At 70.3% G+C, this 20,320-nt stretch carries 16 protein-coding genes; 14 read left to right on the plus strand and 2 right to left on the minus strand.

All coding sequences use genetic code 11. The annotated features are described in order from the left end of the window. The first annotated feature begins 100 nt into the window (after positions 1 to 100). The 11 genes from CLV46_RS06095 to CLV46_RS06145 all read left to right on the plus strand — a co-directional run bounded on the left by CLV46_RS06095 (position 101) and on the right by CLV46_RS06145 (position 17,391). Positions 101 to 5,638: an Ig-like domain-containing protein gene (locus CLV46_RS06095; RefSeq protein WP_157802247.1), complete on the plus strand. Its 5,538-nt coding sequence runs from the start codon at positions 101 to 103 to the stop codon at positions 5,636 to 5,638. Positions 5,639 to 5,703: 65 nt separating this feature from the next. After that, a complete protein-coding gene (locus CLV46_RS06100; protein WP_100363950.1) occupies positions 5,704 to 6,672 on the plus strand; it encodes an AAA family ATPase in 969 nt (322 codons plus the stop codon). Next, positions 6,669 to 7,946 carry a DUF58 domain-containing protein gene (locus CLV46_RS06105; protein WP_245866578.1) on the plus strand — a complete coding sequence of 426 codons (1,278 nt, stop codon included), beginning with the start codon at positions 6,669 to 6,671 and terminating at the stop codon, positions 7,944 to 7,946. Before CLV46_RS06100 ends, CLV46_RS06105 begins: the two co-directional genes overlap by 4 nt. After that, positions 7,943 to 10,288: a transglutaminase TgpA family protein gene (locus CLV46_RS06110; RefSeq protein WP_100363951.1), complete on the plus strand. Its 2,346-nt coding sequence runs from the start codon at positions 7,943 to 7,945 to the stop codon at positions 10,286 to 10,288. The genes CLV46_RS06105 and CLV46_RS06110 overlap by 4 nt, the downstream gene beginning before the upstream one ends. 81 nt (positions 10,289 to 10,369) lie before the next feature. Beyond that, positions 10,370 to 10,996: an FHA domain-containing protein gene (locus tag CLV46_RS06115; RefSeq protein ID WP_100363952.1), complete on the plus strand. Its 627-nt coding sequence runs from the start codon at positions 10,370 to 10,372 to the stop codon at positions 10,994 to 10,996. Between the two features lie 89 nt (positions 10,997 to 11,085). Next, positions 11,086 to 12,531 (plus strand): 3-isopropylmalate dehydratase large subunit, encoded by a 1,446-nt coding sequence (gene leuC / locus CLV46_RS06120; protein WP_100363953.1) that lies wholly within the window; start codon positions 11,086 to 11,088, stop codon positions 12,529 to 12,531. Further along, positions 12,531 to 13,130 carry a 3-isopropylmalate dehydratase small subunit gene (leuD, locus tag CLV46_RS06125; RefSeq protein WP_100363954.1) on the plus strand — a complete coding sequence of 200 codons (600 nt, stop codon included), beginning with the start codon at positions 12,531 to 12,533 and terminating at the stop codon, positions 13,128 to 13,130. Before leuC ends, leuD begins: the two co-directional genes overlap by 1 nt. Positions 13,131 to 13,143: 13 nt before the next feature. Next, on the plus strand, positions 13,144 to 14,511 hold the full coding sequence (gene murA / locus CLV46_RS06130) for a UDP-N-acetylglucosamine 1-carboxyvinyltransferase (protein WP_100363955.1): 1,368 nt from the start codon (positions 13,144 to 13,146) through the stop codon (positions 14,509 to 14,511). Positions 14,512 to 14,518: 7 nt separating this feature from the next. After that, the gene (locus CLV46_RS06135; RefSeq protein ID WP_342746103.1) at positions 14,519 to 15,280 is read left to right on the plus strand and encodes a lysophospholipid acyltransferase family protein; all 762 of its coding nucleotides are present in this window, start codon (positions 14,519 to 14,521) and stop codon (positions 15,278 to 15,280) included. Beyond that, positions 15,277 to 16,278 carry an NAD(P)H-dependent glycerol-3-phosphate dehydrogenase gene (locus CLV46_RS06140; RefSeq protein WP_100363956.1) on the plus strand — a complete coding sequence of 334 codons (1,002 nt, stop codon included), beginning with the start codon at positions 15,277 to 15,279 and terminating at the stop codon, positions 16,276 to 16,278. The genes CLV46_RS06135 and CLV46_RS06140 overlap by 4 nt, the downstream gene beginning before the upstream one ends. 33 nt (positions 16,279 to 16,311) lie before the next feature. After that, positions 16,312 to 17,391, plus strand: a complete 1,080-nt coding sequence (locus CLV46_RS06145) for a D-alanine--D-alanine ligase family protein (protein WP_100363957.1) — start codon at positions 16,312 to 16,314, stop codon at positions 17,389 to 17,391. 88 nt (positions 17,392 to 17,479) lie between these two features. Here the strand turns inward: CLV46_RS06145 and CLV46_RS06150 are convergent, their stop codons facing one another. After that, on the minus strand, positions 17,480 to 17,950 hold the full coding sequence (locus CLV46_RS06150; RefSeq protein ID WP_100363958.1) for a DUF3515 family protein: 471 nt from the start codon (positions 17,948 to 17,950) through the stop codon (positions 17,480 to 17,482). 23 nt (positions 17,951 to 17,973) lie between these two features. Here CLV46_RS06150 and thiL point away from each other — a divergent pair, with 23 nt between their 5' ends. Together thiL and CLV46_RS06160 are read left to right on the plus strand one after the other, a co-directional pair. Next, positions 17,974 to 18,951 carry a thiamine-phosphate kinase gene (gene thiL, locus CLV46_RS06155; protein ID WP_100363959.1) on the plus strand — a complete coding sequence of 326 codons (978 nt, stop codon included), beginning with the start codon at positions 17,974 to 17,976 and terminating at the stop codon, positions 18,949 to 18,951. Next, positions 18,948 to 19,232: an ArsR/SmtB family transcription factor gene (locus tag CLV46_RS06160; protein ID WP_157802248.1), complete on the plus strand. Its 285-nt coding sequence runs from the start codon at positions 18,948 to 18,950 to the stop codon at positions 19,230 to 19,232. Before thiL ends, CLV46_RS06160 begins: the two co-directional genes overlap by 4 nt. Here the strand turns inward: CLV46_RS06160 and rsmD are convergent. After that, entirely contained in the window at positions 19,211 to 19,771 is a 561-nt protein-coding gene (gene rsmD / locus CLV46_RS06165; protein ID WP_100363961.1) for a 16S rRNA (guanine(966)-N(2))-methyltransferase RsmD, read from the minus strand. The two genes, CLV46_RS06160 and rsmD, sit on opposite strands and share 22 nt — an antisense overlap. A gap of 90 nt (positions 19,772 to 19,861) precedes the next feature. Between rsmD and CLV46_RS06170 the strand changes: the two genes are divergently transcribed. Next, positions 19,862 to 20,305, plus strand: a complete 444-nt coding sequence (locus CLV46_RS06170; protein ID WP_100363962.1) for a GNAT family N-acetyltransferase — start codon at positions 19,862 to 19,864, stop codon at positions 20,303 to 20,305. The last annotated feature ends 15 nt before the right edge of the window (positions 20,306 to 20,320 follow it).

Consider the following 20,320-nt stretch of genomic DNA (forward strand, 5'->3'; position numbering starts at 1 on the left):
GCGGACCTTGAGCACATGTTAGGTTGACTCCGGCCGACTGGGGTGGCCGAATCCAAACCGATGTGAAGTTCATGCGATAGCGGGAGTGCTCGTGCGGGGGATGTGGGCGTGGCTTCGGCGGCGCAAGTCGATCGCCTCAGCGACGGCGATCGCCGTGCTCGTCGGCGTGCCGATCTCGATCGCGGTGATCCACAAGGGGTTCCCCGTCACCGAGGTGGACCTCGATGCGAAGCAGGTCTGGGTCACCAACGGCGAGAAGCTCATGGCCGGCCGACTCAACCGGCAGATCGAGGAGCTCGACGCGTCGGTGCAGGCCGCAGCCGCGACGCTCGATGTCGTGCAGGACGGCGAACGCGCCTTCCTCTTCGATCCGCAGGTCGGCTCCATCAGCCGCATCGACCCGGCGTTCACGACCCTCGTCGAGTCGGGCTCCATGCCGGCCGGCGCCGAGGTCGACCTCGCGGGTCGCGTGCTCACCGTGCTCGACCCCTCGAACGGCTCGGTGTGGGTGCTGGATGTCAGCGACAAGCTGTCGTTCGACCCCTCCGAGAAGCCGGATGTGAAGCTCGGCAAGGGCGGACACGTCGCCGTCACGCCGAAGGGACAGGTGTACGCGACCGCCCCCTCCGACGGCATCCTGTACCGGATCGACGGTCCGGGGGGAGACATCACCGAGTCCGCCTTCAAGATCTCGACCGAGCACGAGCTCGCGGCGGTGGGGGAGCGGATCGTCGCCCTCGACCTGAAGGAGAGCCGCCTCGTGGTGCACGACGGCGGCACCACCGACCTCCCCGAGGGCGTGCTGAAACTGCAGCAGTCGGGCCGTGAGAACGACGCGGCACTCGTCTCCACGGGCACCGCGCTGCTCGAGGTCCCGCTGGGAGGCGGCGAGCCGGTCGAGCATCCCTCCGGCGGAGAGGTGACCACCGCCGACGCGGTCGCCGCCCCCGTCTGGCTCAACGGATGCGGACACGCCGCCTGGGCCGGAGCGGGCCTCTACCTCGCGGCGTGCGAAGGAGCCGAGCCGCGCATCGAGGAGCTGAGCAAGAGCACCACGGGCTCCCGGCTCGAATTCCGCGTCAACAAGTCGGTCATCGCCCTCAACGACCTCGACACCGGCAACGTGTGGCTCGTCGACGCGAACATGCGACTCGTCGAGAACTGGGACGAGGTGAGCCCCCCGCAGCAGAGCGAGGAGCAGATCGGCGACGACAAGTCGACGATCCAGTCGTTCGAGGAGGCGCTCGCCGAGCGCACCGAGGTGAACCGGCCGCCCGTCGCCGTCGACGACCAGTTCGGGGCGAGACCCGGCCGCACGACGATCCTCCCGGTGCTCGACAACGACACCGACCCCGACGGCGACGTGCTCACCATCAGCGAGATCACCGAGATCCCGGAGTCACTCGGCTACGTCGACCTGATCGACGGCGGGCGGGCGCTGCAGTACACCTCCGCGGAAGGAGCCGTCGGTTCCACCACGCTCCGGTACACCGTCGACGACGGCCGCGGCGGAGTCGCGACCGGCAACGTGAACATCACCCTCATGCCGGCCGAGGCGAACAACGCGCCGGTCGCCAAGCGCGAGACGGGCGTGCAGGTCGAGGCCACCGGAGCGGTCGACTACAACGTGCTCGTCGACTGGATCGACCCGGACGGCGACGAGCTGTTCCTCACGTCCGCGTCGCCCACCGGGGCCGACCGCGTGTCGTACACCCCCGACGGAACGGTCACCTTCACCGACCTCACCGGGCAACCGGGTCCCCGTGAACTGCAGTTCGTCGTCTCCGACGGCAAGCTCAACGCGACCGGCACGCTCACGATCCAGGTCGAGCCGGCCGGCTCGGTCAAGCCCGTCGGTGTCGCGGACTTCGTGGAGACGTTCGTCGACCAGCCGATCACGATGAAGCCGACCGAGAACGACATCACGCCCACGGGCGGCATCCCGAGCCTGACCGGCATCGAGGAGGTGCCGTCGCAACTCGACGCCGAGCCGAACCTGCAGAGCCAGGAGGTGGTCGTCCGGTCGAGCAACCCCGGCGTCTACTACTTCTACTACGCCCTCGCGAGCGGCGCGGCGACGAGCAAGGGCCTCATCCGCGTCAACGTGCTCGAGGCGCCCACCGACCCGCTCCCGCCGGTTCCGGTCAAGGACACCGCGTTCCTGCGCCCCGGGGAACCCACCATCGTCCGGATGCTCGACAATGACGTCTCTCCCACCGGCAAGGTGCTCGGCGTGCAGTCGATCGACCGCAGCCGAGCCGCCGACAGCGTGTCGATCGAGCTGCTGAACAACACGTTCGCCCGCATCACGACGCCGACCGCGCTGACCGAGCAGACCCAGTTCACCTACACCGTCTCGGATGGCGGCCAGTCCGCGATCGCCGGCGTGACGATCGTGCCGGTGCCGCCGGTCGTCACGCGGCAGACGCCGATCGCCCAGGACGACCAGCGCACGGTGCGCGCCGGCGACTTCGTGAGCGCCGACGTGATGGCGAACGATCGCCACCCCGACCTCGCGCAGATCCACCTCGACCCCGAACTCGTCGACGGGTCGCAGGTCGGCGACGGGCTCGCCTTCGTCGGTGACGACACCGTCCGCTTCCAGGCGCCGAGCCAGCCCGGCGACTACCCGGTGCGGTACCGCGTGTTGGACCAGTACGGCGAGCAGGCCACCGCGACCGTCAACTTCACGGTCAAGGGCGGCGACCTCGACTCCAATCAGCCGCCGAACCCGAACCCCGTCACCGCGCGCACCTTCGAGGGCTCGGACGTGCGCATCCAGCTGCCGCTCAACGACGTCGACCCCGACGGCGACTCGGTGCAGGTCACCCAGGTGCTCAGCGCGCCGCAGCTCGGCACGGTGAAGTCGGACGGCCCCAACGCGTTCATCTACACCGCCGCGCCCGGGGCTTCGGGTGGGGACATCTTCCGCTACGAGCTCCAGGACGCCTACGGCTCGAAGGCCATCGGCGAAGTGCGAGTCGGGGTCATCCCGCGACCGCAGCAGGTGTCGCCGCCGAACGCCGTCGACGACAGTGTGCAGATCAAGCCCGGTCGCACCGCGTCGGTCCCGGTGCTCACCAACGACTCCGATCCCAACGGCTACAAGCTGAAGCTGAGCGAGGAGCTCCCCGAGATCGATCCGGGCATCACCGCGGAGGTCCGCGAGGACATCGTGGTCGTCGAGGCTCCCGAGACGGAGGGCACGTTCGCGATCCGTTACGAAATCTCGAACGGCAACGGAGGATTCGACACCGCCTTCATCCAGGTCGACGTGACCCCCGATGCGAAGGTCATGTACCCGACCGCCGAGGACTACTTCGTGCCGGTGGAGGACGTCATCGGCGAGGACGGCGAGGCGGTCGACTCCCTCGACGTGAACATCGACGACTACGCGACCAACCCGGGTGGGGTCGTCGAGGACCTCGTCGTGACGACCGAGGGGCCGTACGCCGCGCAGGCGCAAGTGGACCAGGCGAACCGCATCATCACCGTCTCACCGGGTGAGAAGCGGATCGCGATCGCCTACCGCGTGACCAACGAGATCGACGGCACGAGCGCGACGGCGTTCATCGTCGTGCCCCCGGCGAACAACCCGAGCGACTACCCCGCGCCGTACATCGACCCGGCGCTCCCGCCGCAGAACGTCGACATGAACGGCGAGATCACCTGGGATCTCGACGACATCCTCGTCGTGCCGTCGAAGAAGCCCGTGAAGCTCATCGAACGCGAGACCATCAAGGCGACGGCGAGCGACGGCTCCGAACTGTCCATCGACGAGAACACCCTGCGGTTCGCCCCGCTGACGGACTACCGCGGGCCGGCGACCATCACCTTCACGGTGACGGACGGGTCCGGGCGTGACGATCCCAACGCGAAGTCGCCGACCCTCTCCCTTCCGTTCATGGTCGGCAACCCCACCTACGAGGACACGCCGCCGACGTTCACCCAGCAGACCATCCAGGTCGAGGCCGGGGAAGCGCCGAAGACGCTCGATCTGCGCAGCGCGACCCAGCATCCGAACTCGTCGCTCATCGGCGAGATGACCTACTCGAACCTCACCGGAGCGACCCGCGACATCGAGGCCGGGCTGAGCGGGTCCACGCTGTCGGTGTCGTCGCCGTTCGGTGTGCAGCCCGGAACCGGCACGACGCTCACCGTCGACGTGCAGTTCCGCGAGTTCCGCATCCAGGGCACCATCCGCGTCGAGGTCGTCGCCTCGACCCGCCCGCTCCCGCGCGCCGCGCAGGACGAGGCGAAGGGACAGCGCGGCAAGAGCTCGACCGTCAACGTGCTCGGCAACGACTACAACCCGTTCCAGGCGCAGGGCCAGCCGCTGCGGGTCATCGAGGCGTCCGTCGAGAACGCCGCCGAGAGCGCCGCGAGCGTGAGCCACACCGAGGGCGGCGACATCACGGTGCGCGCCGGCTCCACCTTCATCGGCGTCGTGAGCGTCGTCTACACCATCGAAGACGCCACGAAGGACCCGAGCCGCCACGTGCAAGGCCGACTGTTGTACAACGTGCGCGACGTGCCCAGCAAGATGGCTCCGCCCGCCATCGCGGGGGAGAGCGACAAGGAAGTGACGGTCACCTGGAAGGCCCCGGCCACCAACGGTGAACCGATCCAGAGCTACACGGTCGTGTGGAACGGCGGTCGCGCGACCGTCGGCGCCGATCAGGACTCCTACCGGGCCACCGGTCTCACGAACGGGAATTCGTACAACTTCACGGTGACGGCGAAGAACGTGCTCGGCGACAGCGAGGTGTCCGACCCGAGCAACACCGCGATTCCCTACGGCAAGCCCTTCCCGCCGGACGGGTTGAACAGCACGGCGACGAACAACGGCTCCGGTCAGGCGACGATCAGCTGGAATGCCGCGAACGGCAACGGCCGCGGTGTGACGAACTACATCTGGCGTACCTCCGACGGCCAGTCCGGTTCCACGGGGACTCAGACGAACGCCACCGTCAAGGTTCCGATCGGCCAGACGAACATCACCTTCTCGGTGAGCGCCGTCGGACCCGCCGGCGAAGGCGAACGGTCCGGCTCGCAGAACGTGGCGACCCCGAAGCCGGGTGCGCCGTCGAACCCGCGGGCCGACGTCGGGGCGCGCGGGGACCAGCGCGTGTCCCTGAGCTGGAGCGCTGCCCGCTCCGACGGTCCGGGGGTCGACAAGTACGTGCTCGACATTCAGGGCCGTGGCACCGTCGAAGTCGACGGCAACCAGACCAGCTACTCATTCAACGGCGAGTTCAACCGGACCTACAGCTTCCGCGTGCACGCGATCACCAACGGGGCATCGAGCGCGTGGTCGGGACAGTCCAACGACGCGACTCCGCTCCCGGAGCTCCCCCCGCCCCCACCACCGAAGCCGAAGGTCATCCTGAGTGAAGGCGCGGCGACGACGTGCCAGAGCAGCGGCCGACCGGGCTGCCACTTCTACAACGTGCAGCTCGAGAACTTCCCCGGCGGCAGCCACCACATCGATGCGTACTGCAGCGGACCGTTCCGATCGACCAACTTCAGCGGCAACAACTTCAACTCCGGGACGAACGGCACGGGGTGGCACTGCGGCTTCGCCGACACCTACGTGATCGTCGACGGCGTCGAGAGCAACCACGTCGACTTCCGTTAGCGCCGCCCCGCACAACCACACCCAGCACCGACCACCGCACTACAAGAGAGCACGGAGAGGCCCCGATGCCCGTAACCCAGGAGCAGGCGACCTGGTTCGCCGACGCGTTCGACAAGCTCGTCGGCAACGTCGACCAGGCGATCCTCGGTAAGAACCACGTCATCCGGCTCGTCGTCATGGCGATGCTCAGCGAGGGGCACGTGCTGCTCGAGGACTTCCCGGGAACGGGTAAGACGGTGCTCGCGAAGGCGCTCGCCAACACGATCGACGGCACGAACTCGCGCATCCAGTTCACCCCCGACCTGCTGCCCTCCGACGTCACCGGTGTGACGATCTACGACCAGGGCAAGGGGATCTTCGAGTTCCACAAGGGCCCGATCTTCTCGTCGGTCGTGCTCGCGGACGAGATCAACCGCGCAAGCCCGAAGACCCAGAGCGCGCTGCTCGAGGTCATGGAGGAGGGCGTCGTGACCGTCGACGGCGTGGGCCACTCGGTCGGCTCGCCGTTCATGGTGATCGCGACGCAGAACCCGGTCGAGCAGGCCGGCACCTACTCGCTGCCGGAGGCGCAGCTCGACCGCTTCCTCATCAAGACCTCGCTCGGCTACCCCGATCACGAGACCTCGGTGACGCTGCTGCTCGACTCGTCGAACCGCGCCCGCGCCTCGCGCATCTCGCCGATCATCGCCTCGGCATCGGTCGTCTCGATGGCCCAGCTCGCGAGCGAGGTGTACACCGACGCCGCCGTCATGGGCTACGTGAGCGAGATCGTCTCCGCGACGCGCACCCACAAGGACGTCGCGCTCGGCGTCAGCATGCGTGGCGCGCTCGCGCTCGCCCGCGCCGCCAAGACGTGGGCGCTCGCCGCCGGCCGCACCTACGTGACCCCCGACGACATCCGCGACCTCGCGGTGCCGGTGCTCGCGCACCGCATCATCGTCGACCCCGAGGCCGAGTTCACGGGGGCGCGCGCGGACGACATCGTCTCGCGCATCCTCGTCGACATCGAGCCGCCGGTCTACCGCGCCGCATGACGCAGGCCGCGCCCGTCCAGCTGCCCACCTCCGCGCCGGTCGCGCGGGGGTGGCGCGCCCGCGTGCGCGCGGCGTGGTCGGTCACGCGATTCGCGGCGACCAGGGCGTGGCGGTGGGCGAAGCCCTACCTGCAGGTCATCAGCGCGGTGGGATGGCTCGTGCTGCTCGGAGCCGTGCTCTTCCTCGCCGCCGGAGTGACCCTCGGCTGGCCCGAGTTCGTCTTCGTCGGCATCACCTTCCTCGCCGGCCTCGTCGTCGCGGTGCCCTTCGTCTTCGGCCGCGCCGCCTTCGCGGTCGGGGTGGAACTCGAGCCGCGGCGTGTGGTCGCGGGTGAACGGGCACTCGGCCGGATGGCGGTCACGAACACGGGCGCCCGCAAATCGACCCCCTCACGGATGGAACTGCCCGTCGGCAAGGGACTCGCGGAGTTCATCATCCCCGGCCTCGACCCGCAGGCCGAGCACGAGGAGCTGTTCGCCGTGCCGACGAACCGCCGCGCCGTCATCGTCGCCGGCCCCGCCGTCTCGGTGCGCGGCGACCAGCTGGGCCTGCTGCGGCGCGCGGTGAAGTGGTCGGATCCGACCGAGCTCTTCGTGCATCCGCGCACCGCTCGGCTCGACCCGTCCGCCGCCGGCCTCGTGCGCGACCTCGAGGGCGAGATCACCAAGACGATCACCAACAGCGACATCTCGTTCCACGCGCTGCGCGCCTACGAGCCGGGCGACGACCGTCGTTACGTGCACTGGCGCACCTCGGCGCGCACCGGGCAGCTCATGGTGCGGCAGTTCGAGGAGACACGACGGTCGCAGCTGACGATCGTGCAGACCTCCGACCGTCGGTACTACACGAGCGACGAGGAGTTCGAACTCGCCGTCTCGGTGATGGCCTCGATCGCCGTGCAGGTCGTGCGCGAGGGGACCCGGGTGAGCGTCGTCACCGAGGGCATGTCGTTGCGCACCCACACCCCGACCGCCGTGCTCGACGACTCGTGCCGACTCGAGCAACTCACGTCGCCCTTCGCGAACATGCGCGACTTCGCCCGGATCTCCACGCTGACGCTGCCGCCGCCGAGCGTCGCGATGGTGATCGCGGGCTCCAAGTCCGACACAACCGACTTCCGGGCGGTGGAGTCGCTGTTCGGCTCCGACTCGCAGACCTTCGGATTCCGCATCGAGCTGGGAGCGCCCGCCCGCGTCTCCCGCGTCTCCGGCTTCTCCGTGATGACCATCGGCGAGCTCGCCGACCTGCCGCGCGTGCTGAGGAGGGTGCGATGATCGCGTCGTTCCTCGCCGGTGTGCGGCGGATCGCGGTGCGCAGCTGGGTCGATGTCGGCGTGCTCGTCGTGCTGTCGCTCATCGGCATCGTCGGTCTCGCGACCGCGTTCGACGACTCCGCGTATCTGCGCGCCGGCATCGGCGGCCTGCTCATCGGCACGATCGCCGCGACGGCTTCCGCCATCTGGCGCCTCGGCGCCCTCACCACCACGGGCCTCGCGATCGTGCTGTTCTTCGTGCTCGGCACCCCGGTCGCCGTGCCGACCGAAGGCATCGCTGCCGTCGTGCCGACCGCGCAGAGCCTCACAAGCCTGTGCGTCGGCGCGGTCTTCGGTTGGGCCGACATCGTGACCCTGCGCGCGCCCGCGAGCCTGCCGGACTACATCGCGGTGGTCCCGTACGTCGCCGGTCTGGTCGTGGGACTCGTCGGCACCGTGCTCGCCCTGCGCTGGCTGCCGCGCAAGCGCACGACCTGGCGGTCGAGCCTCCTGCTCGTCGGACCCGCGGTGCTCTACCTCGCGAGTGTCCTGCTCGGCACCGAGGAGCCCTACCACCCCGGCGTGCGCGGCGTGCTCTTCGCCGCGATCGCGCTCGTGTGGCTCGGGTGGCGGCGCAGCCAGCGCCTCGGCGTGTCGGGCAGCCGGGCGATCCTCTGGCGCAAGGTGCGCGGCACGGCGATCGTCGTCGTGGCCGCGATGCTCCTCGGCGGCCTCGGCGGCTGGGCCTTCGCCCCGAAGCCCGACGACCGCTTCGTGCTCCGCGAGGAGATCCAGCCCCCGTTCGACCCGCTCGAATACCCGAGCCCGCTCTCCGGGTTCCGCAAGTACACGAAGGACCTCGCCGAGGAGCCCCTCTTCACCGTGAGCGGATTGAAGACCGGCCAGCTGGTCCGTCTCGCCACGATGGACAGCTACGACGGACGTCTGTGGAACGTCGCGAGCGACACCGAGGCCACCTCCGCCTCGGGCACCTTCGCGCTCGTCGGCCGCAGCTACCCGGAGCCGCCGCTCGTCACCCCCGAGGGCTCGTCGCGGGTCGAGTTCGAGATGACCGGGTACTCCGACGTGTGGATGCCGAGCGTCGGCTACCAGGACAAGGTGCGCTACGACGACCCGCAGCTCGCCGAGCGGGCCGACGATCTGCGCTACAACGCGGCCACCGGGACCGCGGTCATGACGTCCAAGCTGCGCGAGGGCAACCGGTACCGTGTCACCTCGATCGACCAGGCGGCGCCCGTCGAGGGCGAACTCGACGACGTGCCGACCGCGAACGTGCAGCTGCCGAACGCGAGCAATGTGCCGCCGATCGTCGCCGAGAAGGCGGCGGAGATGAGCGCCGGCGAGGAGACCGCGTACGGACAGCTGCGCGCGATCGAGACGACACTCAAGACCACGGGCTTCCTGAGCCACGGCGCGGCCACCGACAGCGTGCCGTCGCGGGCCGGCCACGGCTCCGACCGCATGACCGAGCTGTTCGAGCGCTCGCATCTCGTCGGTGATCAGGAGCAGTACGCGTCGGCGTTCGCCCTCATGGCGCGCAGCCTCGGCTATCCGGCGCGGGTCGTCATGGGCTTCGCCCCGGAGGTGCCCGAGGGCACCGAGACCGTCGAGGTCATCGGCGACGACGTCACGGCGTGGGTCGAGGTGCCGTTCGAGGGCTACGGATGGGTTCCGTTCCTGCCCACCCCCGACAACACCGACGTGCCGCAGGACGAGGTGCCGAAGCCGCAGTCCGAACCGCAGCCCCAGGTGCGACAGCCCCCGCGGACGGAGCAGCAGCAGGACGATCTCGTCACGGCCGTGGAGGTGGAGGAGTCCGACTCGGACGACGACACCATCTTCAACCTGCCCGCCTGGGTCGTCGTGCTCGCCCTGAGCATCCTCATCCCCGCGCTCATCCTGCTGATCCCCGCGCTCATCGTCGGGCTGCTGAAGGCCCGACGGGAACGCCGCCGCCGCCGCACCGGGCCCGGGGACCGGCGGGTCGCCGGGGCGTGGGAGGAGATGCTCGACCGGTACTCCGAACTCGGCTACGCGATCCCCGACAAGCTCACGCGACCGCGCACGGCGGCGGATCTCGAGGCGCAACTACCCGAGGATCGTCGCGGCGGCGTGCAGACGCTCGCCCGCGTGACCGACGACGCGGTCTTCTCAGGACGCGACGTGGATCCGGACGACGCCGAGAAGGTGTGGACCGAGGCCATGGCCTCCGTCGCCGCCGCGCGAGCGGCCGCGACGACGTTCCGCCGGCTGATCGCCCGCTACCGCATCGGCGCCGCCCGCCGCTGGGCGGCGCGAGTGAGCGCCAAGGCGGCGAAGTCGGATGCCCAGCGGCGTAAGTGACCCGCGCGCGACGCGGACGATGACGCCGCCCTCGGGCCGGAGCCGCCGCTCCGCTACCATGGGCTCGGCCGGAGGTGGAACGTGAGCGACGCGGAGAAGAACCCCTTTCTGATCACACCCCCGCCCGGACTCATCCCTGCCGCGGACCCGGACGTCGATTCCGGCACGCGCCGCAGCGTGCCGGCGCCGCGGATCGCGGCGCCGCTGCCGCCGTTCTTCCCCGGTCAGGGCGTGCGTGCGACGCTCCCGCAGATCCTGCCGCCCGGCTCGCCGGCCGCCGTCGAGGCGGAACGTGTGGCCGCCGAGGGGCAGCCCGATGCGGTCGACCCCGATCCGGCCGCGCCGGAGACGCCGCCGGCGACCCCCGTTGTGCCGATCGCATCCTGGGTGCTGCGCCTGCCGGACAGCACCGAACGGCCTCTGCCCGGCACCGTCGTGCTCGGACGCAACCCCTCCGTGCCGCCGAACCGGAGCGGCGCGACGGTGCTGCCCCTCGACGACCCCGCGCGGAGCGTCTCGAAGACGCACGCGCTGCTCGAACCGACCGTCGACGGGCTGCTCGTCCACGATCTCAACTCCACCAACGGCGTCGTCGTGGTCGACCCCGACGGCACGAGCCGCGTGGTGGAACCGGGGCATCCGCAGCCGGTCGCCAGCGGGGGAGCGGTCGAACTCGGCAGCTACGTCGTGCGCCTCGCGCGCTCCTGAGTCCGGCAGGGCGGGAATACACCCTCGCGGCGGCGGGTTCACCTACCGCGAACTAGACTGATCCGATCCCCGAACGAGAGGTAGGAGTCGTGGGCAGGACGCTGGCAGAGAAGGTATGGGACGACCACGTCGTCGTGAAGGGTGAGAACGGCACCCCCGACCTCCTCTACATCGACCTCCACCTCGTGCATGAGGTGACGAGCCCGCAGGCCTTCGACGGACTGCGGATGGCGGGTCGTCCGGTGCGGCGCCCCGACCTGACCATCGCCACGGAGGACCACAACACCCCGACCCTCGCGATCGACCGGCCCATCGCCGACCTCACGAGCCGCACCCAGATCGACACGCTGCGCCGCAACGCCGCCGAATTCGGTGTGCGTCTGCACTCGCTCGGCGACGTCGAGCAGGGCATCGTGCACGTCGTGGGACCGCAGCTCGGGCTGACCATGCCCGGCATCACCGTCGTCTGCGGCGACTCGCACACCTCCACGCACGGCGCGTTCGGCGCGATGGCGTTCGGCATCGGCACGAGCGAGGTGGAGCACGTGCTCGCCACGCAGACGCTGCCGCTCAAGCCGTTCAAGACCATGGCGATCACCGTCGAGGGCGAACTCCGCCCGGGCGTCACCGCGAAGGACATCATCCTCGCCGTCATCGCGAAGATCGGCACCGGCGGCGGTCAGGGCTACGTGCTCGAGTACCGCGGCAGCGCCATCCGTGCCCTCTCGATGGAGGGGCGGATGACCATCTGCAACATGTCCATCGAGGCGGGTGCCCGCGCCGGCATGGTCGCCCCGGACGAGACGACCTACGCCTACCTGAAGGGTCGCCCGCACGCCCCGCAGGGCGCCGACTGGGACGCCGCCGTCGAGTACTGGAACACGCTGCGCACCGACGACGACGCGGTCTTCGACGCCGAGGTGTTCCTCGACGCCGACGAGCTCGAGCCGTTCGTCACGTGGGGCACCAACCCCGGGCAGGGCGTCTCGCTGAGCCAGCCCGTGCCCGACCCGTCCACGATGATCGACCCCAACGAGCGCGCCGCCGCCGAGCGCGCCCTCGAGTACATGGACATCGCGCCCGGGACCCCGATGAAGGACATCCGCGTCGACGCGGTGTTCATGGGGTCGTGCACGAACAGCCGCATCGAGGACCTGCGCGCGTTCGCGTCGATCGTGCGCGGTCGCAAGAAGGCCGACGGCGTGCGCGTGATGGTCGTGCCGGGCTCCGCCCGCGTGCGTCTCGAGGCCGAGGCCGAGGGCCTCGACAAGGTGTTCGAGGAGTTCGGCGCCGAATGGCGGTTCGCCGGCTGTTCCATGTGCCTCGGGATGAACCCCGACCAGCTCGCCCCCGGCGAGCGGTGCGCCTCGACCTCGAACCGCAACTTCGAGGGCCGGCAGGGCAAGGGCGGTCGCACCCACCTCGTCTCCCCGCTCGTGGCCGCCGCCACCGCCATCCGCGGCACCCTGTCGAGCCCGTGGGATCTCGGCATCGACGTCGACACCGTCGCCGAGCAGGCGGAGGTGCTGCGCTGATGGAGAAGATCACCACCGTCTCGGGCGTCGGCGTGCCGCTGCGCGGCTCCAACATCGACACCGACCAGATCATCCCCGCCCAGTTCCTCAAGCGGGTCACCAAGACCGGGTTCGACGACGCGCTGTTCTACGCGTGGCGGCAGGACCCGGACTTCATCCTCAACCGGCCCGAATACCAGGGCGCGACCGTGCTCGTGACGGGACCCGACTTCGGCACCGGATCGAGCCGCGAGCACGCCGTCTGGGCGCTGCGCGACTTCGGCTTCAAGGCCGTGCTGAGCCCCCGTTTCGGCGACATCTTCCGCGGCAACTCCGGCAAACAGGGCTTGCTCACAGGAACGGTCGACGAGGCCGACATCGAGCGGCTCTGGGCGGTGCTCGAAGCAGCGCCCGGCACCCCGGTGACCGTCGACCTGCCGGCGCAGACCGCCACGGCGGGCGACATCACCGTCGATTTCGAGATCGATGCTTACACTAAATGGAGGTTGATCGAAGGCCTCGACGACATCGCTCTCACGCTGCGCGACGAAGCGCAGATCACCACATTCGAATCCCGCCGGGAACCCTGGCGGCCGACCACGCTTCCTGCCCGAAGCTGAAGAAAGTCACCACGTGAACTCACTCGTCGAAGACGCCCAGAAGGCGGGAGCGCGGGTCGGAATGACCGCCGACAAGATCGTGATCAACGGCGGCAAACCGCTGCAGGGTCGCATCCGCGTGCGCGGGGCCAAGAACCTCGTCACCAAGGCCATGGTCGCGTCGCTCCTGGGCGACACCGAGAGCCTGCTGCGCGATGTGCCCGCGATCAGCGACGTGCAGGTCGTGCGCAACCTCCTCGAGGTGCACGGCGTGCTCGTGTCGGAACCGGAATCCGGCGAGCTCGTGCTCGACCCCCGCAACGTCAAGAGCGCCCACTTCGCCGAGATCGACGCGTTCGCCGGCTCGAGCCGCATCCCGATCCTGTTCTGCGGCCCGCTGCTGCACCAGCTGGGCGAGGCGTTCATCCCCGACCTCGGCGGCTGCCGCATCGGCGACCGGCCCATCGACTTCCACCTCGACGCGCTGCGCGCCATGGGCGCCATCGTCGACAAGGGCTACGAGGGCATCCACCTCACCGCGCCCGACGGCCTGCACGGCGCCAACATCGAACTGCCGTACCCGAGCGTCGGAGCCACGGAGCAGGTGCTGCTGACCGCCGTGCGCGCGAAGGGCGTCACCGAGCTCAAGAACGCCGCGATCGAGCCCGAGATCATGGACCTCATCGCGATCCTGCAGAAGATGGGCGCGATCATCTCGGTCGAGCCGAACCGCGTCATCTTCATCGAGGGTGTCGAGAGCCTGCGCGGGTACACCCACACGGCGATCTTCGACCGCAACGAGGCCGCGAGCTGGGCGTCCGCCGCCCTCGCGACCGAGGGCGACGTGTTCGTCGAGGGGGCGAAGCAGCAGGAGCTGATGACCTTCCTCAACATCTTCCGCAAGGTCGGCGGCGCCTTCGACATCGAAGACGACGGCATCCGCTTCTACCACCCCGGCACCCCGCTCAAGCCCGTCGTCGTCGAGACGGACGTGCACCCCGGGTTCATGACGGACTGGCAGCAGCCGCTCGTCGTGGCCCTCACGAAGGCCGAGGGCGTCTCGATCGTGCACGAGACCGTGTACGAGAACCGTTTCGGCTTCACCGAGGCGCTCATCGAGATGGGTGCGGACATCACCGTGCACAAGCAGGGTCTCGAGTCGGTCACCCGCCGGGTGCCGCGTCGTCCGCTCGAGCAGGCCGCGGTCATCACCGGCCCGACGAAGCTGCACGGCGCCGATGTGCACGTGCCCGACCTGCGCGGCGGATTCAGCCACCTCATCGCCGCGCTGACGGCGGAGGGACGCTCGACGATCAGCAACGTGGGGATCATCTCGCGCGGCTACGAGCACTTCATCGACAAGCTGAAGACCCTCGGCGCGGACTTCTCCGTCGCGAGCTGACCCGGCGGTGACGCAGGAGACACCGGGGAAGCGCCGGCCCGAAAAGGTGCGCTCGGAGAAGACGCCGGTCTGGTACACCCTCGCGGGCCTCGTGCTGCCGGTCATGAACATGGCCGCGCGCTACGAGATCCGCGACGGGCACAAGCTGCCGAAGACCGGCGCGTTCGTCCTCGCCCCGAACCACTACACCGAGATCGACCCCATCGTGATGGGCGTCGTCATGTGGAAGCTGAACCGGATGCCGCGCTTCCTCGCGAAGGCGTCGCTGTTCAGGATCCCGATCCTCGGGGCGCTCATGCGCGCCTCGGGGCAGATCCCGGTCGAACGCTCCGGCCGCGGAGCCGACCCGCTCGCCGCCGCACGCTCCCTCGCCGAGCGTGAGCTCGGCGTCATCATCTACCCGGAGGGCACCCTCACGCGGGAGCCCGACATGTGGCCGATGCGCGGCAAGACGGGTGCGGTGCGCATGGCGCTGCAGGCCGGCGTGCCGGTGATCCCGGCCGCGCACTGGGGTAGCCAGCAGCTCATGGCCCGCTACGACAAGAAGGTCAGCCTCTTCCCGCGCAAGCACATCGTCATCAAGATCGGCGACCCCGTCGATCTGTCGGCCTACCGAGGCAAGCCGCTCGACCCCGCCACGTTGACGAAGGCGACGGAGGACGTCATGGACGCGATCACGCGACTGCTGGAGGACCTGCGGGGCGAGAAGGCACCCGAGACGCGCTGGGACCCGGCCAAGCACGGTCAGGCCGAGACGGGGCGGTTTTGACGCGCGTCGCGGTGCTCGGGGCCGGCAGCTGGGGCACGACCTTCGCCAAGGTGCTCGCCGACGGCGGAGCGGATGTCACCCTGTGGGCGCGACGCCAGGAGCTCGCGGAGCAGATCACCCGGTCGCGGCGTAACAGCGACTACCTGCCCGGGATCACCCTCCCGGCGAACCTCTCCGCCGATTCCGACGTCGCCGCCGTGCTCGACGGGGTCGAGCAGGTGTTCGTCTCCGTGCCGAGTCAGACGCTGCGCGAGAACCTCGCCGCGATCCGTCATCTCATCCCGGACGATTCCCGCGTCGTCTCGCTCATGAAGGGCGTCGAGAAGGGCACCCGGTTCCGGATGAGCGAGGTCATCGAGCAGGAGCTGCACATCGACCCCGCCCGCGTCGCCGTCGTCTCGGGCCCGAACCTCGCGATGGAGATCGCGAAGGAGCAGCCGACCGCCTCCGTGGTCTCGAGCACCGACCCCGACACCGCCGCGGCCGTCGCGGTCGTCGCGACGAACCCGTACCTGCGCTCGTTCGTCAACAACGACGTCATCGGCACCGAGTTCGGCGGCGTGCTGAAGAACCTCATCGCGGTCGCCATCGGCATCGTCGACGGCGTCGGCTACGGCGAGAACACGAAAGCGTCGATCATCACGCGGGGCCTCGTCGAGATGACCGACTTCGCGGTCGCCTACGGGGCGCGGCCCGAGACCCTGAGCGGCCTCGCCGGCCTGGGCGACCTCATCGCGACGTGCGAGTCGTCGCTCTCGCGCAACAACACGGCGGGGCGGCTGCTCGGCCAGGGCTACAGCTTCTCGGCCGTCGTGCGGCAGATGAACCAGACCGCGGAGGGGCTCGCGTCGGTCGCGCCCGTGCTCGAACTCGCGGCGGCGAAGGGCGTGGACATGCCCATCGTGAGTCAGGTGGCCGAAGTGCTCGCCGGTACGCTGGCCCCGAGGGACATCGCGCCCCACCTGACGACCGACACGGACGAACCGCAGGGCGAGTAGCCCCGGAGCGTCCTCCCGCCCCGAGGAGCCCCCATGATCCGCGTCGCGCTGCTGTTCGGCGGCCGTTCGAGTGAGCACTCCGTCAGCTGCGCGACGGCCGGCGGCGTGCTCTCCGCCATCGACCGCGACACCTACGAGGTCATCCCCGTCGGGATCACGCGCGACGGCGCGTTCGTGCTCGAGGACGACGACCCCGCCAAGTTCGCGATGTCGGCCGAACTGCCCTCCGTGGTCGACAACGGCACGCGCATCCTGTGGCCCGACAGCGCGACGAACCGCGAGCTGCGGGTCGTCGACGGCGACGGCATCCGGTCGCTCGGCGACATCGACGTGGTGTTCCCGATCCTGCACGGCCGTTACGGCGAGGACGGCACCCTGCAGGGCATGCTCGAGCTGCTCGGTCTGCCGTACGTTGGCGCGGGCGTGCTCGCCTCATCCGTGGGCATGGACAAGCACTTCACCAAGACGGTGCTGCAGCACGCGGGCATCCGCGTCGCCCCGTGGCGCACCGTGAGCGCGCGGGAGTGGCTCGCCGATCCGGATGCGGTCGCGGCGGACGCCGAGGAGCTCGGCTGGCCCGTGTTCGTCAAGCCGGCCCGCGCCGGATCCAGCGTCGGCGTCTCGCGCGTCTCCGGCCCCAACGAACTCCCCGGCGCGATGGAGGTCGGCCTCGCCGAAGACGGCAAGGTGCTCATCGAGGCCGCCGTCGCCGGCCGCGAGGTCGAGTGCGCCGTGCTCGCCGGTCGTGACGGATCCGCCCCGCGCGTGTCGGTCGCGGGCGAGATCGTGACCGCCGCCGGACAGTTCTACGACTTCGACGCGAAGTACCTCGACCCGGACGCCGCCGGCCTGGTGTGCCCCGCCGACCTCGCCCCCACGGAGCTCGCCGAGATGCAGCGGATCGCGGCGGACGCGTTCCTCGCCATCGACGGCACCGGGCTCGCGCGGGTCGACTTCTTCCTCACCGACGACGGTTTCGTCGTCAACGAGCTCAACACGATGCCCGGCTTCACGCCGATCTCGATGTTCCCGAAGTGCTGGATCGCGAGCGGCATGAGCTACCCCGAGGTGATCGACGAGCTCATCCAGCTCGGCCTGCAGACCGCCCGCTGAGCGGAAATCGCTCGTCGAGTTGGCGAAAGCATCGCCACCGGTGCGCTCTTGGCGATGGAGTCGCCGACTCGAGCGCGGCTGAGGGGCGTCAGAGGGTCTCGACCGGGTCGACGCACTCGCGCACGGCCTCGGTCTCCTGCACGGCCCGGGCGAGATCGCTCAGCACGATGCCGCCGGAGGCCTTGTCGGAGTCGATGACGACCTGCACCGCGGGCTCGCGCCCGTAGGTCGTGAACACGTAGGTGGGGTCGTCGGCGTCGTCGCGCAACCACGAGATGCCCTCCACCGTGACGCACGGCAGGGTCGACGGCGCCGGCGGCTCGACGCCGCAGCGCAACAGCACGCTCGCCGGATCCCCCCACGCGCCGGTCGCCTGGGCGTCGGTCTCGCGGATGCTCAGCTCGTCGACCGTTTCGGGCAACCACACCGTGACGGCGGCGCACGCGGGATCGGTGGCGTACTCGGCCGCCTCGAGGCTCACCGTCGAGGTGCAGCCGGCGAGGCCCGCCACCGAGAGGAGGGCGAGCCCGAGAGCGGTGGCACGGCGCGGGCGGTTCATCCCCTCCAGGCTACCGTTGAGCCATGACGACGGCGCACACCCTCGGCACCCTCGGCGAGCAGGCCGTGCTCGCCCGCATCTTCCCCCGACTGCCGCACGCCGCCTCGGCGATCATCGGTCCGGGCGACGACGCCGCCGTACTCGCGACGCCCGACGGCCGGACCGTCGTGACCACCGACATGATGGTGCACGGCCCGGACTTCCGGCTCGCCTGGTCGAGCCCGTACGACCTCGGCTGGAAGGCGGCGGCGACCAACCTGGCGGACGTGGCCGCGATGGGTGCCGCGCCGACCGCCCTCGTGGTCGCCCTGGCCGTGCCGGTCGACACCCCGGTCGACGCCCTCGAACGCTTCGCCGACGGGCTGCGGGACGCCTGCGACGCGCTCGCACCGAGCTGCGGCGTGGTCGGCGGCGACCTCTCGGTCACCGACACCATGACCATCGCCGTCACCGCCTTCGGCGACCTCGCGGGCGCGGCACCGGTGTTGCGCTCCGGCGCCCGACCGGGTGACGTCGTGGCCGTGGCCGGCGACCTCGCGCTCGCCGCGGCCGGCATCCGTCTGCTCTTCGCCGAAGCGGTGGATGCGCACGGCATGCCCGACGCCGACGCCGCGGCCCGCCTCGCCGAGCGGCACCCGGAAGAGCTGCGGGCGCAGCTGCGGCCCTCGCCGCCGATCACGCTCGGGGTCGTCGCGGCACGGGCAGGGGCGACCGCCATGCTCGATGTGAGCGACGGACTCGCCCTCGACGCCCGTCGCATCGCGCGGGCGAGCGGCGTCGCTCTCGACCTGCGGCTCGCGGACGTGGGCTCGCCCGAAGCACTCGAGGGCGGGGAGGCGCACGCCCTGCTCGCGACATTCCCGCCGGAGGGCGCCCTTCCGGAGGGGTTCCGGCCGATCGGGCTGGTCGTCGAGGGGGAGAGCGTGCTCGTCGATGGCGAGCCGTACGCCCGACTGGGCGGCTGGGATCCCTACGCCGACTGGAACGGGGCCCGCGGGTGAGCCCGCAGACGGCCGCGCGCGCCGATCTCTTCTCGGCCATCGCGGATCCGCGCCGGCGCCGCATCCTGGAACTGCTCCGGAGCGCCGACCGGACCGTGGGGGAGCTGACCGCCGACCTCGGCATCGCCCAGCCGTCGGTGTCGCAGCACCTGCGGCTGCTCGCAGACCTGGGTCTCGTCGCCTCGACGCGACGCGGCACGAGCTCGGTCTACCGCCTCACTCCCGAGCCGCTCGCGACGGTGCGCGACTGGGTGGACGCTCAGTCGCGACCGAGCCAGTAGATCGCCGTGTCGCCGTAGTCCTTGCGGCGTTCGAGCTCGAGTCCCTCGGGCCACTCCGGGGGACGATCGCGAGCACTGCGTTCGAGCACGACGACCGCGTCGTCGGAGAGCACCCGCACGAGCGCCTCGAGGTTGTGCACGAGTTCCGCGCCGCCGAGCTCATACGGCGGGTCGAGGAAGACCAGGTCCCACGGCCCCGCCGTGCCGCCCAGGAAGGACTGCACCGGTTGCGAACTGACGGTGATCGTCACGCCCTCGTCCACCCGGCGCCGCACGAGCGCGGCGTTCGTCGCGAGCACCTTGCTCGCCGCGGCCGCCTTGTCGACGAGGGTCACCTGGGCGGCGCCGCGCGAGGCCGCCTCGAGCCCGAGTGCTCCGGATCCGGCATACAGGTCGAGCACGCGAGCGTCGGTGATCGCGTCGCGGGCCTCGAGGGCGCTGAAGATCGCCTCCCGCACGCGGTCGCTTGTGGGCCGGGTGCCGAACGGCGGCACTTTGAGCTGCAACGATCCGGCGGCACCGGCGATTATGCGGGTCATCGCTGTCGAGCGTAGCGCCGTGTCGGAGGACGACGTCATGCTGGGAGCACGGACGCGGCGGTGCCGCGACGGAGCGGACGAGGAGGACCGATGGTGCAGGTGCGCGAGATCCGGGCGGACGACGCCGAGCAGTGGCGGCGCCTGTACCGGGGCTACGTCGAGTTCTACCAGACGGAGAAGAGCGAGGAGAGCTACGACCTCGTGTGGGGCTGGCTCATGGACCCCGATCACGAACTCGGCGCCTACGTCGCCGAGGTGGAGGGGCGACTCGTGGGCATCGCGCACTGGCGCCCGTTCGTGCGGCCCCTCAACGGCTCGGTGGGCTGCTACCTCGACGACCTCTTCGTCGAGCCGGAGGCCCGCGGGTCGGGGGTCGCGGACGCCCTGCTCGCGCGGCTGCGCCGCCTCGCCGCCGAGCGCGGCTGGTCTGTCGTGCGCTGGATCACCGCGGAGGACAACTACCGCGCCCGCGCCCGGTACGACCGCATCGCGGAGCGCACCCCGTGGGTCACCTACGACATGCGACCCGAGTGAGCGGACAACGCCGAC

Source organism: Diaminobutyricimonas aerilata (assembly GCF_002797715.1).
GTDB lineage: Bacteria > Actinomycetota > Actinomycetes > Actinomycetales > Microbacteriaceae > Diaminobutyricimonas > Diaminobutyricimonas aerilata.

What these genes read in the sequence shown, in the direction of transcription:
- CLV46_RS06095 (WP_157802247.1), top strand. Translation starts at nt 101, where the DNA reads ATGTGGGCGTGGCTTCGGCGGCGCAAGTCGATCGCCTCAGCGACGGCG.
- CLV46_RS06100 (WP_100363950.1), top strand. Translation starts at nt 5,704, where the DNA reads ATGCCCGTAACCCAGGAGCAGGCGACCTGGTTCGCCGACGCGTTCGAC.
- CLV46_RS06105 (WP_245866578.1), top strand. Translation starts at nt 6,669, where the DNA reads ATGACGCAGGCCGCGCCCGTCCAGCTGCCCACCTCCGCGCCGGTCGCG.
- CLV46_RS06110 (WP_100363951.1), top strand. Translation starts at nt 7,943, where the DNA reads ATGATCGCGTCGTTCCTCGCCGGTGTGCGGCGGATCGCGGTGCGCAGC.
- leuD (WP_100363954.1), top strand. Translation starts at nt 12,531, where the DNA reads ATGGAGAAGATCACCACCGTCTCGGGCGTCGGCGTGCCGCTGCGCGGC.
- CLV46_RS06145 (WP_100363957.1), top strand. Translation starts at nt 16,312, where the DNA reads ATGATCCGCGTCGCGCTGCTGTTCGGCGGCCGTTCGAGTGAGCACTCC.
- CLV46_RS06150 (WP_100363958.1), bottom strand. Translation starts at nt 17,950, where the DNA reads ATGAACCGCCCGCGCCGTGCCACCGCTCTCGGGCTCGCCCTCCTCTCG.
- thiL (WP_100363959.1), top strand. Translation starts at nt 17,974, where the DNA reads ATGACGACGGCGCACACCCTCGGCACCCTCGGCGAGCAGGCCGTGCTC.
- rsmD (WP_100363961.1), bottom strand. Translation starts at nt 19,771, where the DNA reads ATGACCCGCATAATCGCCGGTGCCGCCGGATCGTTGCAGCTCAAAGTG.
- CLV46_RS06170 (WP_100363962.1), top strand. Translation starts at nt 19,862, where the DNA reads ATGGTGCAGGTGCGCGAGATCCGGGCGGACGACGCCGAGCAGTGGCGG.